The organism is Labilibaculum sp. (genome assembly GCF_963664555.1).
Lineage (GTDB): Bacteria > Bacteroidota > Bacteroidia > Bacteroidales > Marinifilaceae > Labilibaculum.
In genome coordinates this window covers 4,540,214-4,553,453 of sequence record NZ_OY761461.1, presented here as the reverse complement: position 1 = coordinate 4,553,453, position 13,240 = coordinate 4,540,214, and the positions used below count along the sequence as shown (strand labels likewise).

The window sequence follows — 13,240 nt, the reverse complement described above, 5'->3', positions numbered from 1 at the left end:
ATCATTGGTTAAACTTAGGCTCCCCTTAATTTACAAGATATCCTGATTGGAAACAATAAAAATAATTTGTCAGACAAAGAGTTCGTTTTTGTACACTATGGGATCACAATAAGATTTTTTGGTAGAGCTTTGGATTTAATGACAACAATCTGGTTTTGGTTTGGCGGCATCCACTTGCTCGGTAGGTACATGCATAGCTTTTTCTGGAGGACTTAGGAAAGGAATTCCTAAACTCAGTCCGCGAAGCACGAACAGAATCCCGATAAATACGATGGCATAAGGAATTAACCGGGTAATTTTCTTTCTCAATTCTAATGTAATTAAGTTGCCAATTAGCGAAATGGCCAACATCATAGGAAGAGTTCCCAAGCCAAAAATGAACATGAAAAGCCCGCCTCCGGCAGATGATCCTGTGGCAATTGCGGCAGCAATGGCAACGTAAACCAAACCGCAGGGTAGCAATCCGTTTAATAATCCGATTAAAAAAAGCGATCCATAACTACGTTGAGTGAATAGTTTTCCCAAGGAAAGTTTTACTTTTCCTACAAAGGAGAATATCCCTTTTTCAGCGTTAAAGCGATTCTTATAAATGGAAGGTGTGATTACGGATAGAATCATGATAGCACCCATAATAACGGAAACCCATTGCTGAAATCCACTCATCACCAAACCTCTTCCCAGCAAACCAAATATGGCTCCCATTATTGCATAGGTAAGGGCACGTCCGATGTTGTAAATTATACCGCCCGAAATTCTTGCCAGCCATGAAGTTGTTTTTAATGGAATTGCCAGTGCAATAGGACCACACATTCCCACACAGTGAAAACTGCCCATAAGTCCGAGTATTAATGCTGATAGATATACCATGTTTTTCTTTTTTATCTAACCACAAAGTGCACAAAGTATTTTCACAAAGGACACTAAGTTTTAAAATATTACTCTTTTAATGCCATATTTAAGTGATTTGACATTGAAGTTAACCAGTAAACCCAGTTTACACTTTGACAGTTTCATGTAGGTTAAAATCTGTGCCAGATGCTTATCGTTTAAAGTTTCTATTGCTTTAATCTCAACTATTACTGAATCTTCAACTAATAGATCAAGTCTGTAGCCAGATTCTAATCTAATTTCTTTATAAATTAGAGGTAGTTCTTTTTGTTTCTCAACTTTGAGTCCTTCTTGAGAAAGTTCATAGTAAAGGCATTCCTCATAAGTACTCTCTAATAATCCTGGGCCAAGTTCGGTATGTACTTTAAATGCACAATCTAATACTTTCTTGTAAACTATTTCTAAGTCTTTCATTTACTTTGAGATCTTCTTTTTTTTTTCTTGGTGTTACTTCGTGTTGCCCTTTGTGCTCTTTGTGGTTAAATTAATTAATACTTACCTCTTGTAAATACTTGTCACTATTTTTTTTTACCACAAAGTGCACTAAGTATTTTCATTTACTTTAAGATCTTCTTTTTTTTCATGGAGTTACTGCGTACTGCACTTCTTACCTTCGTGGTTAAACACTTATTTATTCAAGTAAACAGCCTCTTCTTTATAATATCCAATGCCATCGTGTTCCCAATTTATTTTGATGGTGTACATTCCTTTTAAAAGTTGATCAGTATTCAGTTCCTGCAATCCGTTTTCGTTAAGCTCAATGGCAGTTTTAATATCAGATTCATAATCTGAAGGGCGATAAAATATGATTTCGCCTTTAACCTGATCGTGCATATTGGATGGAAATTGAAACTGTAATTTCCCGTTTTCCTGCGATATAAGGATTGTTTCGTTTAATTTTTTGGCGTTTTTTAATTTATCTATTTGTTGCTGATATTCCACTTCTTTAGGATAGTAGTCTTTCGATACCAAATTGATTTTTTGTGTTGTGCTAAATGCAACAAAAGCAAGAATTCCGACAATATATATCGAAGCTCCTATTGCTAATTTCGTTCCCCAACTCATCTTTTTCATACTTCAATTATCAGTTATTTGTATGCTTTAATTGGTAATCAGTTCGTTGTAAATGCTTGCTGTTAGTTTGGTCCTACAAAAGTTAGTTTAACTTCTTCTATTAATCGTTCATTGGCATATACACCAATGGTAATTGGAATGTTATCGCTTGTAATTTCTTTTTGTGGTAAAATTGCGAAAAATACACCTTCCTTTATCGAACTTGCTTTGGCTTTTAATTCTTCTCCAATTACTTTAATAACTCCTTCGTGATTCATTATTTTAAAATGAATAGGAAGTTCGAAGGCCGTTTTGTTAACAACTTTAAAGTTGTACATATTACTAATTCCACCTTCCTGTGGTTGATACATTAGGCCAGGAGTTCGCAGGATAATGGCTTCCAAATCGCTTCTCGAAGCAAATAATGCGGCTACAATTCCCAGTAAAATACATAGAACTACGGTGTAAGCAATTTTACGGGCCGGCCATTTTTGTTTTTTGCCTTCGGCGATATTTTTTTCAGAATCGAATCGAATTAAACCCTTTGATTTTCCTATCCACTCCATTACAGAATTACATTCATCTATACAGGCAGTACAATTAATACATTCCAATTGAGTACCATCACGAACATCTATTCCGGTAGGACAAACATCAACACATTGATAACAGTCAATACAATCACCTTTTCCATCTGCATCACGATCTTCGCCAGCCTCCAGCGGAGCTCTTTCTTCGCCCCGCTTGTAATCGTAGGCAACAACAATCGAATTGGAGTCTAAGAGTACGCCCTGCAATCTTCCATAAGGGCAAATCATCGAGCATACCTGTTCGCGCAATTTTGCGAAAACAAAGAACATAATGCCCGAAAATAAAACAGCCACAATAAATCCAGTGCTATGTTCAGATATTGGAGCTCTCATTATTTCCAACAACTGATCAATTCCAATAATGTAGGATAAAAAAGTGTTTGTAATTAAAAAGCAGATTGCATAAAAAAGAATGATTTTTAAACCTTTTTTCCAGAATTTGGTGAAATTCATCGGCTGGGAATACAATTTGCGCTGTTGGCTTGGATTTCCTTCAATCAAGTACTCAATTTTTCTAAAAATAAATTCTAAAAAAACAGTTTGCGGACAAGCCCAACCACACCATATCCGACCATAACTAACGGTAAATAGAACCACAAATACGAAAAGTGTAATCATTGAATATAGGAAGAGATGAAAATCCTGAGGCCAAAAATGAACGCCAAATAAAATGAATTTTCGCTCTAAAATATTCAACATCAAAAATGGCTCTCCATTTAGCTTCACAAATGGAACTGCAAAGAGCAGAAACAGCAGTGTATAGCTAACAATATTCCGATAGTTATATAATTTTCCTTTCGGTTTTTGTGCGTATACCCATTTACGTTTTCCCGTTTCATTTAGAGTCGCAAGCTGGTCACGATAACCAGTATATGGATTTTTAGGAGCCATTTTTTTCAATTTAAACACAAAAAAGCTCAAAGGTATTTCACAAAGAACAGGAAGTGTTTTTTTAGATTAAACCTTGTGAGTGAACTCGCTGGTGTTTGTTAATTTATTATTCCACAGTTAAAAAAGATCTGAATTTGCACATTCCTTGTGTGCGTAAATATTTTTATTCAACCAAATCACCCTGAGCGTCTTTTGCATTAGGAGGATTTGTTCCCTGCAGACTCAAAGTATAACTTGCAACTTGCAGCATTTGTTCCGGCGACAATTGATTTTGCCATGCAAGCATACCCTTCATCGGTTTTCCTACTTTAATAATCTGGTATACATCTTTAAGACTGCCGCCATTTAACCAATACTTATCGGTAAGGTTTGGCCCAATTGCATTACCTTCTCCCAATGATCCATGACAAGCAATGCAGTTTTTATCGTAGATGGCTTTGCCATTGTCTAAATCTGCCGACGCTGTCATCAAAACAAGATTATTCTCATCAAAAGCTGTTTTGGGTTTATTGGCTTCGGCAAGAGCCATTTCTTTATTGTATTCATCAATTTGTAAATCATCACCAAAAACATGATAACGAAACATGTATACTGCGGCAAAAACAATTGTGATATAGAATAAATAACGCCACCAAGTTGGCATTGGGTTGTTTAATTCTCTAATCCCATCATAATCATGATCGCTGATCAGATGCTCGTTTTCTTCTAAGAATTTATCTTTTTTCTCCATTTTATCTTGATTTTTGAGCCTGTTTATTCTTTTGCTTCTGATGGTGAATTTACACTATCCTCGTCCAGGGCATAACTTTCCATTTCTGTAAAGAATTCTTTGTTGCTTTTTTTGAAAGTCCACCAAAGCATTCCTGCAAAGAACAGGAAGAAAATCAGTAATGAGATGCTTGGGAAAAAACCAACATCAGCAATGCCTTGTAAATAATGACTAACTATTTTCATTTTTTTTTGTGTTTAGATGAGAGATCTGAGAAGTGAGGTAAAAATCATTATAAAAGTATTTTCCTCATTTCTCACTCCTAATCTGATGTCTATTTTTGAACCGAAATATCTCTACCCAAACGTTGCAGGTAAGCAATTACAGCTAATATTTCTTTATCACTTGCAACTTCAATACCTGAATTTTTAAGATCGGTAGCAATTTCTTCTGCTTGTTTCTTTAAATCGTCATTGGCAATTAGATCGTAGCCTTCAGCATATGGAACACCTAAAGTGGTCATCGCTCTAATTTTTGCCGGGGTAGATGAAGTATCCAGTACGTCTTTTATCAACCAGGGATATTTCGGCATAATAGATTGAGCGTTCATTTTTTGTGGATCCAGCATATGGTTAAAATGCCAAACATTTGTCTTGTACATTTTTCCACCCGGAACACCTTCGCGGGCCAAATCCGGTCCTGTTCGTTTCGATCCCCACAAGTGTGGATGATCGTAAACTGATTCGCCGGCTTTTGAATACTCACCATATCGTTCAGTTTCTGAACGGAAAGGACGGACCATTTGGGAGTGACAAGTATTACATCCTTCGCGGATATAAATGTCTCTGCCCTGTAACTCAAGTGGAGTATAAGGTTTTACACTTTCGATAGTCGGGATATTTGATTTGATCAGGTAGGTAGGGATAATTTCGAATGCCCCACCAATTAAGATTGCAACAGTAGCCAAAATCATAAACTGAACAGGCTTTCTTTCCAACCAACGATGTAAACCTTCACTTTTACTACGTTTTGTATCGGTAACAATTGCAGGAGCCGAAGCTTCTTCATTGTCTATGCATTTACCTGATGCCGCAGTTTTCAATAGATTATAAACCATTAAGAACAGTCCGGAGAAATAAAGAAGTCCTCCAAAAACCCTGGCATGATACATTGGTAAAATCTGAGTAACGGTTTCCAGGAAATTAGGATAAGCTAATAATCCGTCTGGAGTAAATTCTTTCCACATTAAGGTTTGAACAACAGCACCCCAATACAAGGGAAGTGCATAAAAAATCATGCCTAATGTTCCAACCCAGAAGTGTGCATTGGCTAATTTTTCAGAGTACAGTTTCGTATTCCACATTTTTGGGAACAAGTAGTACAACATTCCAAAAGTAAGAAAGCCGTTCCAGCCCATTGCTCCAATGTGAACGTGAGCAATTGTCCAGTCGGTATAGTGTGTTAATGAGTTTACCCATTTTAGCGACATCATTGGTCCTTCGAAGGTCGACATTCCGTAACAGGTTACAGCTACCACCATAAACTTTAAGGTTGCACTGTCACGAACTTTATCCCAGGCACCGCGAAGTGTCAGTAATCCGTTGAACATTCCTCCCCACGATGGAGCAAGTAACATGATTGAGAAAACAACACCTAAAGATTGTGCCCAATCCGGTAAAGAGGTATATAGCAGGTGATGAGGTCCGGCCCAGATATAAAGGAAAACCAATGCCCAGAAGTGAATTATCGAAAGTCGGTAAGAATACACCGGACGATTGGCTGCTTTTGGCAGGAAATAGTACATCAAACCTAAGTATGGCGTAGTCAGGAAAAATGCTACGGCATTGTGACCATACCACCATTGCACCAAAGCATCCTGCACACCTGCATAAACAGGATATGATTGAATCCAGCTGTAAGGCAGGGAAATTGAATTGCCAATGTGAAGAACGGCAACCGTTACAAAAGTTGCAATATAGAACCATATGGCAACATAAAGGTGATCGGCTCTTCTTCTTAGAATGGTACCAAACATGTTCCAGCCAAACACAACCCAAATTATGGTAATGGCAATATCGATTGGCCATTCCAGTTCTGCATACTCTTTACTGGTAGTAATTCCTAAAACAAAAGTGACAGCCGCCGAAACAATTATGGCCTGCCAGCCCCAGAAATGGATCCAACTAAGTCTGTCATTAAACATTCTGGCTTTCAATAAGCGCTGAAGTGAATAATAAACTGCGGTAAATATTCCATTCCCAACAAATGCAAAAATTACTGCATTGGTGTGAATCGGACGAATTCTACCAAATGAGGTATAAGCCAGATTGAAATTAAAAATCGGGAATGCCAATTGCAGTGCTGCCAAAAGCCCCACCAACATTCCAACTACTCCCCAAAGAATGGTTGCGTAGGCGAAAAATTTCACGATTTTGTTATCGTACGAAAAATGTTGTGTTTCCATTAAATTAAGATTTATGGTTTTTCTTAGTTGTTTCCTTTTCTATTTGTTGTTTTTGTTCTTCCTTTTCTTTTTGCATTTCATTTTCCTGATCGTCGAATAGAATCCGAACAGATGGGGAATAGGAATCATCATATTGTCCTTTTTTCACGGCCCAAAGAAATCCAACAAGAAATCCTCCTGCTACAAGCATACTAACACCAATTAAAACGAACAATACACTCATTTACTTTTTAATTTAGCTGAACTGAATTTTTTAATGAAGAAGATATTTTGACTTCTTCCGTATTCGATTCTGTTTTAGTAATAATCTCTTTCGATTTGGCAATATAATTGGTTGTAAAGGTTGCAAATGCCACCACCGAAATGGAACTGATTGGCATAAGCAAGGCTGCAACAATAGGCGATAATATTCCTTGTACTGCGAAATACAAACCAAATAAATTGTATAGAAAAGAGAGGATGAAACTTAGTTTTACAATCAGAACACTTCGTCCTGATATTTTTAGGAAATAGCTTAATTGTTGAAATTTTGAAGCTTCTAAAATAGCATCGCAAGCCGGTGAGAAATGGTAAATATCATCTGCAATTGAAATTCCTACATTGCTTGCTTTTAAAGCGCCGGCATCGTTCAAACCATCACCAATCATTAAAACACTTTTGTTTTGTTTCTTTAAATTGTTGATATATTCCAATTTGTCATTTGGCGACTGATTAAATCGGATTATTGATTTCTTTGGAAATATCAGTGTTAGATTTTCCATTTCGGAATCATTATCACCCGACAAGATGTGTAAATCGTATTTAGGAGTTAGTCCGTTTATTAATTCTGACAAACCAGTTCTGTATTGATTGCTCAAAGAGAAATGCCCTTTTATTTTTCCATCTGCCGAAAAATAAACTTCTGTGTTTAAAGAGCTGGTTTCTGTTTTTCCTTCGTAAATAAATTTTGCAGAGCCTAATTTAATTTCCCGTCCATTTATTGTTCCCGAAATTCCCATTGATGGCAATTCAGTATAGTTAACAACCGTTTCAGGAGGAATATTCTTGTAAAACTCATACAAAGTAGAACTTAGCACATGAGTAGAATGCCTGGTTAATGATTTCACTGCAATTTTGTCATCATCACTTAGTTCATCTCCATGAAAATTAACCTTTACTTCGTCGGTCTGCGTTATTGTTCCTGTTTTGTCGAAAACAATTGTGGTGATTGAATTCAATTTTTCGACCACAGCTGAGCTTTTTAGATATATTCCCATTCTTCCCATTAACCGCATGGTGTTTCCCAGTGCAAAAGGAGCCGAAAGAGCTAAGGCACAGGGACAGGCAACAATCAGAACCGAAGTAAAAGCAAAAACAGCTTTGCTTGAATCATTCAATAACCAATATATCCCGGCAAACATTCCTATTGTTATAATTGCAATGGTAAAATATTTGCTGATCTGATCAATTAATGAGTTTAGTTTGGTATTTGAAGAATCCTCACCTTCAAATTGATTCCATAATTGTGTCAAACGACTTTGAATGACATCTTTTTCGATTGTCAATTCAATTGCACTGCCCATTTGCTTTCCACCTGCAAAAATATGATCTCCGCTTTCTTTAAATACAGGTTTCGATTCACCGGTTACAAAACTGTAATCAATTTGTGCTTCTCCCTTAATTAAAATGCCATCGGCAGGAATTAATTCCTGATTTCGGATTAAAATAATATCACCTTTTTGCAGTTTCTCAATAGGAGTACTTATCTCAATTCCATTTTCCATTTTACTTACGGCAACCGGAAAATAGGAACGATAATCCCGTTCGAACGAGAGGGCTTGGTAAGTTCTGTTTTGATACCATTTGCCTATCAGCAGAAAAAAGATTAATCCTGTAAGGGAATCCATATAACCGGCTCCCGATCCGCTGAAAATCTCAATACTACTTTGAATAAAGAGCATAAGTATTCCCATCGAAATAGGAACATCAATATTAATGAATTTGTGTTTTATTGCCTTTCCGGCAGATAGCAGATAATCACTTCCGCTGTAAAAGAAAACAGGTAAAACGAGGAAGAAATTCATCATGCCAAAAAATTCTTTGAAATGAGTTTCCAGATACTCATGACCCGGAACGTATTCGGGCAAGCTCAAAAGCATGATGTTTCCAAAGCAAAATCCGGCAATACCGATTTTGTAAAGAAGACTTTTGTTTACTTCTTCATTTTGTTTTAACTGTAATTTGTCGAGAGTAATCTCAGGGATATAATGAATGGACGATAGTAATTCTGCCAATTCTCTAATGCTTATTTCATCGGAATTGAATGTGATGGCCACTTCTTTTTTAACGAAATTAACCATCGATTTAACAACTCCTTGATTTAAAATAGTGAGATGCTCAAGCAACCAAATACAAGAACTACAATGTATGCTTGGGATATAAAGAGTTATTTTTCTGATATTTCCTTCTGCGAATTCATAAAGTTGCTCTGCAATTTCGTTGTCATCTAAAAAAGCAAATTTCTCTTTGTATTTTCCGGCTTCAACTTTAATTCCAGGGTTTGATTCAAAATCGTAGTAGGTACAAAGTTCATTTTCGTGCAAAATCTGATATACAGTAGAACAACCATTGCAGCAAAATGGCTTCTCATCCCAAATTACGGGATGTGAACCACAGTCGTCGCCACAGTGTACACAAATGTGTTTTTTTGTTTCTTCCTGCATTTTCACCAACTTGCAGACTTTACAGTCTTAGATTATTTGATATGAAATCTGATTTCACTCTTGTTTATATTCTTGCTGGAATTACTGCTCTTCATTTTCTAATAGGAATGGGATACCTCTTGTATAAGTTAAGCGGACCATCAAAAAAGAAGAAAGAGAATGATTCTGAGTAGTTTTTTATTCTTTGTTTTTCGCGAGTTTAGGTAGTTGAATTAGTTGAAATAGTACAAGGAAAATCACTCCCCAAATACTGATTACTCCACCAACATAGCTTAAAATTATCCATATCGGAGCATTTGCTCTGGTTCCCCACATAGCTCTTTCATCCAAAGGATTTACTGGATTGGTAGGTAAACCCAGGCTGACAATCCGATCAACATTTACCTCTCCATAGTAGGCATCATCTGTTACTTTAACAAGAAGATTCACATGTCCTTCGCGATCGCCGGGTAAATCTTCTGGAAATTGAACATTAACTTCCCCTTTTTCGTTTGTGTACGCATCGTCGCCCGAGATATCTAAATATCCAAAACTCCTTTTAACCTTTATGCTTAGTTCAATTCCTTGTAAGGCTGCGCGATCTCCTTTTTTAGTTAAACCCGACAGGTTTGCTGTAATCCGTTTGTCCTCCTTATTAATGTCCAATAGAATTTTAACATCGCTTACTTCAGGATTTATTACCTCAGCAATTTTCTTGCTTACCTTCTTATTTTGATCGAAAGAGCGCAGATAGGTAATAACCATCCATTTGTCCTCGTCGCTTAAGGTTTTTTCGAAGGTCGGCATTGCGCCATTTCCTTTGTTAACTTTGTAATAGATTTCTCCATCTGTCTGCATTAAAAATGCCTGTGATCCTAAATCAGAAGGGGCAACCGGCTGAAGAGGCAGCATGTTTCCCATGGTAGCATCTCCATGACAGGATTTACAATTAATGTTATAAACCTTTTTACCTGAACTTATATTTTTTGTGCTGGCTTCGTATGGGTTTTGCTTCTTTTTTGCAGATGCAGGAACCGACCATTCTTCGGCCTTAACAACAGTTGTTGAGAAGGTAAAAACTAGAAATAGGCTGGCAATTATTTTGATAGCATTTTTCATTGTTTGTATATTTTTAAGCTTCGATTTTCACTTCGATTCCTTTTTGTTCGGCAATTTCACATATGGGAACTACCGGGAATATTTTTGATAAAACTGTGATGATTAAGAGTGCCAAAGCAAAACTTAAAACGGTTACAGAAATCTCGATTGCTGAAGGATAGTAGTGTACAAAGTTTTGTGGTACATTCTGAATTGGTAAATGAGGATGAAGTAATGTTGGAATAACAATTACATATCTTTTAATCCAGGCTCCTGCTAAAATGAATAATGAAATAATCATGATAGGAAAAGGCTTTCTGAATTTCTTGGTAACCAAAAGCAGAATTGGGATAACGTTACCCAATAATTGAGACGACCAGAACATGATGGCCCAATGGCCGGTGAATAATTCTTTTAAATGAACATCATCCCCGGTTTTCATTTTGTAACCGGGAACTAAAAATTCATTTAAATTGAAATATAAATATACCAAACAAACAGCCACCATCAGTTTTCCCATTTTATCGAATTGAACATCTGTAATGTAATCCTGAAGTTTATAGCTGACACGGAAAAAATACATAGCAATGATTAAGGCTGCTGAACCTGCTACAAATGCTCCTGCAACGAAGTAGGGTCCAAAAATTGTTGTGTCCCAACCATTTCGCAAGGTTGCAGCAAACAGCCACGATGTTACGGTATGAATTGCCAAACCTACCGGAACAATAAGAACCATTAATGTCCGGATCATTTTGTGTAAGTGTTTGTGCTGATTTGGAGTATTGATGTAACCAAATGATAGAATATTGTACAGCTTTTTCAGAATGGGAGAAGCTTTCTTTAATTCCTTTTTACAGATTGCCAAATCGGGAATCATTGGTAAAATCAGTAATAGAAGACTTATTGTAAGGTAAGTGGTTACAACGGTTATATCCCAAAGAATTGGAGATTGAAAACGACCATGTATGAGCACGTTAACAACCCTGTCGGGTCGTCCCATATCCATAATAATAACCAAGCCAGCTACTGCAACAAAGGCAACTGCTATTATCTCTGCAATTCTGGATATTGGTGTTATCCAATCGATTCGGAGCAAACCCAGAATCGACGAAATAAGCATTCCAACTAAACTCACAGCAACAAAAAATACAAAGTTGGCAATGTAAAGTCCCCAGGATACGTAATCGCGCATGCCGGTAACTCCCAGTCCATCACGCAATTGCACGTAGTAGGCCCAGGCGCAAACACTTATCACTGTTATTAGGAAAGCAATCCAAAGTTCTAAGCCTTTGTGGTTTTGCATCGGACGAAGAATGTCTTTTTTTATTTTCTCAAACGAAAGAGTTGTTTCTTTCTGTTCTGGTAAGTCATTCATAAGATTAAATTATTTAGGGCAAATAAAATCTGTTTATTATTCTGTTATTGATAATTGAAGCAATGTTTTAATGAAGATTTTCTTCGTTTAAAAGGTCACCATTAAACTCAAATGCTCTGTTTTTAGGAGGCAAATAGTAAACCCTTGGCTTGGTTCCCAGTTCTTCCATTAATGTATAACCGGCATTATCTTCAATTAGTTTGGTGAAACGAACGGTTTCTCCGGATGTGCCATTGGTAACAGCATCTTCATTTCTATCTCCAAAATAGTAAACACCATTAGGACAGGAAGAAACACAAGAAGGAAGTTTGTCTTCACGAAGTCTGTCGGCACTAAATAAACACTTGCTTATTGTACCTTTCTTTTGAGGAACGTTAGCTTCGATATTGTAAGTAAGATTTTTGTATTTTTCAGCATCCTTAGGTTCTGTCCATTGGAAAATACGTGCTGAGTATGGGCAGGCTGCAATACAGAATCTGCAACCGATACATCTTTCATTATCGATAAGTACAATTCCATCCTGACGTTTGAAAGTTGCATCTACCGGACAAACTTTGGTACACGGAGGATTGTCACAATGCTGACAAGGTTTGGGCATAAAATAAGGAGCTGTATGTTCAGCATCCTGCATTTGAAGAACATTAATATGGTGTTGATCAGCTCTTAGTTGGTGATGGTTTTGACAGGCAGCCATACATTTTCGGGCATTTCTGCATTTGCTAAGGTCTATCACCATAACAAAAGATTTACCTGGAATACCTTCACGACCTCTTTTTTGTAATTCGGTAAGTGGTTCACTTACTGTTGGGCGCAATTGATTTTTATCAACTTGAACTAGTTGTCCATCTTGTGTTAACAGATTTACTGTTTCTCCAGGTTCTTGAGCTGCCGCTTTTGCTGCTCCAAGAAGAGAAAATCCACTAACAACACCGGCAGCACCTACAGTAATTCCTACACTTTTAAGGAATTTTCGTCTGCTGTTGTTTGATGTTTCTTCTTTCATTATGCAATTGGGTTAGTTTTCTGTTTGTGTACATCCATTTTATTGTATGGGAACCAATTAAAAATACAAAGCAAAAACGGTTTTTAAATTAATTCTAAATAAGGATTGTAATCCTCTGAATTTAGGGGTGTTTGGGCTGTAATTGCTTAATTCTTTTATGTTTCACATACGATTGCGTGTTAATTCAAATATAATTAAATATTTCGATTTGTTAAGACGTGTTAAAAGGAGATGGTAATAAGCTGATTTTAATGGTTTTTTAACTTTTTCCGTGATTGTTTTACATTAATGTTTTGATAATGTGTATTTTAAAGTTTAACTTTTTGAGTTTAGGTATTTTGTGAAATAATATTCATGAATTGGTAGTAGGTCGTAGTTAATTATCGGAAACCTTTAAAATCAGTAGGTTCGTAGGGATGCAGCTTCAGAATGAGTGCATCAACTGATTGTGAATTAAATGTTTATTGATTTTTTATATGACCATATAA

Annotated in this window: 13 protein-coding genes; 1 reads left to right on the top strand and 12 read right to left on the bottom strand. The window is 36.6% G+C overall.

The features are described 5' to 3' along the window. Positions 1-135: 135 nt before the first annotated feature. From ACKU4N_RS18105 to ACKU4N_RS18065, 9 genes are all read right to left on the bottom strand, one after another. Entirely contained in the window at positions 136-867 is a 732-nt protein-coding gene (locus ACKU4N_RS18105) for a sulfite exporter TauE/SafE family protein (RefSeq protein WP_321318796.1), read from the bottom strand. Positions 868-927: 60 nt separating this feature from the next. Then, positions 928-1,302, bottom strand: coding sequence for a GxxExxY protein (locus ACKU4N_RS18100; protein ID WP_321318794.1), 375 nt, complete (start codon positions 1,300-1,302; stop codon positions 928-930). A 213-nt stretch (positions 1,303-1,515) separates the two neighbouring features. Next, a complete protein-coding gene (locus tag ACKU4N_RS18095; protein ID WP_321318792.1) occupies positions 1,516-1,962 on the bottom strand; it encodes a FixH family protein in 447 nt (148 codons plus the stop codon). A gap of 62 nt (positions 1,963-2,024) precedes the next feature. Further along, positions 2,025-3,422 carry a cytochrome c oxidase accessory protein CcoG gene (gene ccoG, locus ACKU4N_RS18090; protein ID WP_321318790.1) on the bottom strand — a complete coding sequence of 466 codons (1,398 nt, stop codon included), beginning with the start codon at positions 3,420-3,422 and terminating at the stop codon, positions 2,025-2,027. Positions 3,423-3,585: 163 nt separating this feature from the next. Next, positions 3,586-4,152, bottom strand: a complete 567-nt coding sequence (locus ACKU4N_RS18085; RefSeq protein WP_321318788.1) for a cbb3-type cytochrome c oxidase N-terminal domain-containing protein — start codon at positions 4,150-4,152, stop codon at positions 3,586-3,588. Positions 4,153-4,175: 23 nt separating this feature from the next. Continuing rightward, the gene (locus ACKU4N_RS18080; RefSeq protein ID WP_321318786.1) at positions 4,176-4,376 is read right to left on the bottom strand and encodes a cbb3-type cytochrome oxidase subunit 3; all 201 of its coding nucleotides are present in this window, start codon (positions 4,374-4,376) and stop codon (positions 4,176-4,178) included. Positions 4,377-4,465: 89 nt separating this feature from the next. Further along, the gene (ccoN, locus tag ACKU4N_RS18075) at positions 4,466-6,595 is read right to left on the bottom strand and encodes a cytochrome-c oxidase, cbb3-type subunit I (RefSeq protein ID WP_321318784.1); all 2,130 of its coding nucleotides are present in this window, start codon (positions 6,593-6,595) and stop codon (positions 4,466-4,468) included. Between the two features lie 4 nt (positions 6,596-6,599). After that, positions 6,600-6,818 carry a cbb3-type cytochrome oxidase assembly protein CcoS gene (gene ccoS / locus ACKU4N_RS18070; protein ID WP_321318782.1) on the bottom strand — a complete coding sequence of 73 codons (219 nt, stop codon included), beginning with the start codon at positions 6,816-6,818 and terminating at the stop codon, positions 6,600-6,602. 7 nt (positions 6,819-6,825) lie between these two features. Beyond that, a complete protein-coding gene (locus tag ACKU4N_RS18065; protein WP_321318780.1) occupies positions 6,826-9,297 on the bottom strand; it encodes a heavy metal translocating P-type ATPase in 2,472 nt (823 codons plus the stop codon). A 41-nt stretch (positions 9,298-9,338) separates the two neighbouring features. Here ACKU4N_RS18065 and ACKU4N_RS18060 point away from each other — a divergent pair, with 41 nt between their 5' ends. Next, a complete protein-coding gene (locus ACKU4N_RS18060; RefSeq protein WP_321318778.1) occupies positions 9,339-9,470 on the top strand; it encodes a hypothetical protein in 132 nt (43 codons plus the stop codon). A gap of 4 nt (positions 9,471-9,474) precedes the next feature. Here the strand turns inward: ACKU4N_RS18060 and ACKU4N_RS18055 are convergent, their stop codons facing one another. From ACKU4N_RS18055 to ACKU4N_RS18045, 3 genes are all read right to left on the bottom strand, one after another. Continuing rightward, on the bottom strand, positions 9,475-10,395 hold the full coding sequence (locus tag ACKU4N_RS18055; protein WP_321318777.1) for a c-type cytochrome: 921 nt from the start codon (positions 10,393-10,395) through the stop codon (positions 9,475-9,477). A gap of 13 nt (positions 10,396-10,408) precedes the next feature. Beyond that, positions 10,409-11,749, bottom strand: a complete 1,341-nt coding sequence (gene nrfD / locus ACKU4N_RS18050; protein ID WP_321318775.1) for an NrfD/PsrC family molybdoenzyme membrane anchor subunit — start codon at positions 11,747-11,749, stop codon at positions 10,409-10,411. Positions 11,750-11,816: 67 nt separating this feature from the next. Then, complete coding sequence (locus ACKU4N_RS18045) at positions 11,817-12,752, bottom strand: 4Fe-4S dicluster domain-containing protein (protein WP_321318773.1); 936 nt, start codon at positions 12,750-12,752, stop codon at positions 11,817-11,819. Between the last annotated feature and the right edge of the window lie 488 nt (positions 12,753-13,240).

Bases quoted from the DNA above. Each gene is read 5' to 3' on its own strand.
- ACKU4N_RS18080 (WP_321318786.1), bottom strand. From the start codon at position 4,376: ATGAAAATAGTTAGTCATTATTTACAAGGCATTGCTGATGTTGGTTTT.
- ACKU4N_RS18055 (WP_321318777.1), bottom strand. From the start codon at position 10,395: ATGAAAAATGCTATCAAAATAATTGCCAGCCTATTTCTAGTTTTTACC.
- ACKU4N_RS18095 (WP_321318792.1), bottom strand. From the start codon at position 1,962: ATGAAAAAGATGAGTTGGGGAACGAAATTAGCAATAGGAGCTTCGATA.
- ACKU4N_RS18045 (WP_321318773.1), bottom strand. From the start codon at position 12,752: ATGAAAGAAGAAACATCAAACAACAGCAGACGAAAATTCCTTAAAAGT.
- ACKU4N_RS18065 (WP_321318780.1), bottom strand. From the start codon at position 9,297: ATGCAGGAAGAAACAAAAAAACACATTTGTGTACACTGTGGCGACGAC.
- ACKU4N_RS18085 (WP_321318788.1), bottom strand. From the start codon at position 4,152: ATGGAGAAAAAAGATAAATTCTTAGAAGAAAACGAGCATCTGATCAGC.
- ccoG (WP_321318790.1), bottom strand. From the start codon at position 3,422: ATGGCTCCTAAAAATCCATATACTGGTTATCGTGACCAGCTTGCGACT.
- ACKU4N_RS18105 (WP_321318796.1), bottom strand. From the start codon at position 867: ATGGTATATCTATCAGCATTAATACTCGGACTTATGGGCAGTTTTCAC.
- ccoS (WP_321318782.1), bottom strand. From the start codon at position 6,818: ATGAGTGTATTGTTCGTTTTAATTGGTGTTAGTATGCTTGTAGCAGGA.
- ACKU4N_RS18060 (WP_321318778.1), top strand. From the start codon at position 9,339: ATGAAATCTGATTTCACTCTTGTTTATATTCTTGCTGGAATTACTGCT.
- ACKU4N_RS18100 (WP_321318794.1), bottom strand. From the start codon at position 1,302: ATGAAAGACTTAGAAATAGTTTACAAGAAAGTATTAGATTGTGCATTT.
- nrfD (WP_321318775.1), bottom strand. From the start codon at position 11,749: ATGAATGACTTACCAGAACAGAAAGAAACAACTCTTTCGTTTGAGAAA.
- ccoN (WP_321318784.1), bottom strand. From the start codon at position 6,595: ATGGAAACACAACATTTTTCGTACGATAACAAAATCGTGAAATTTTTC.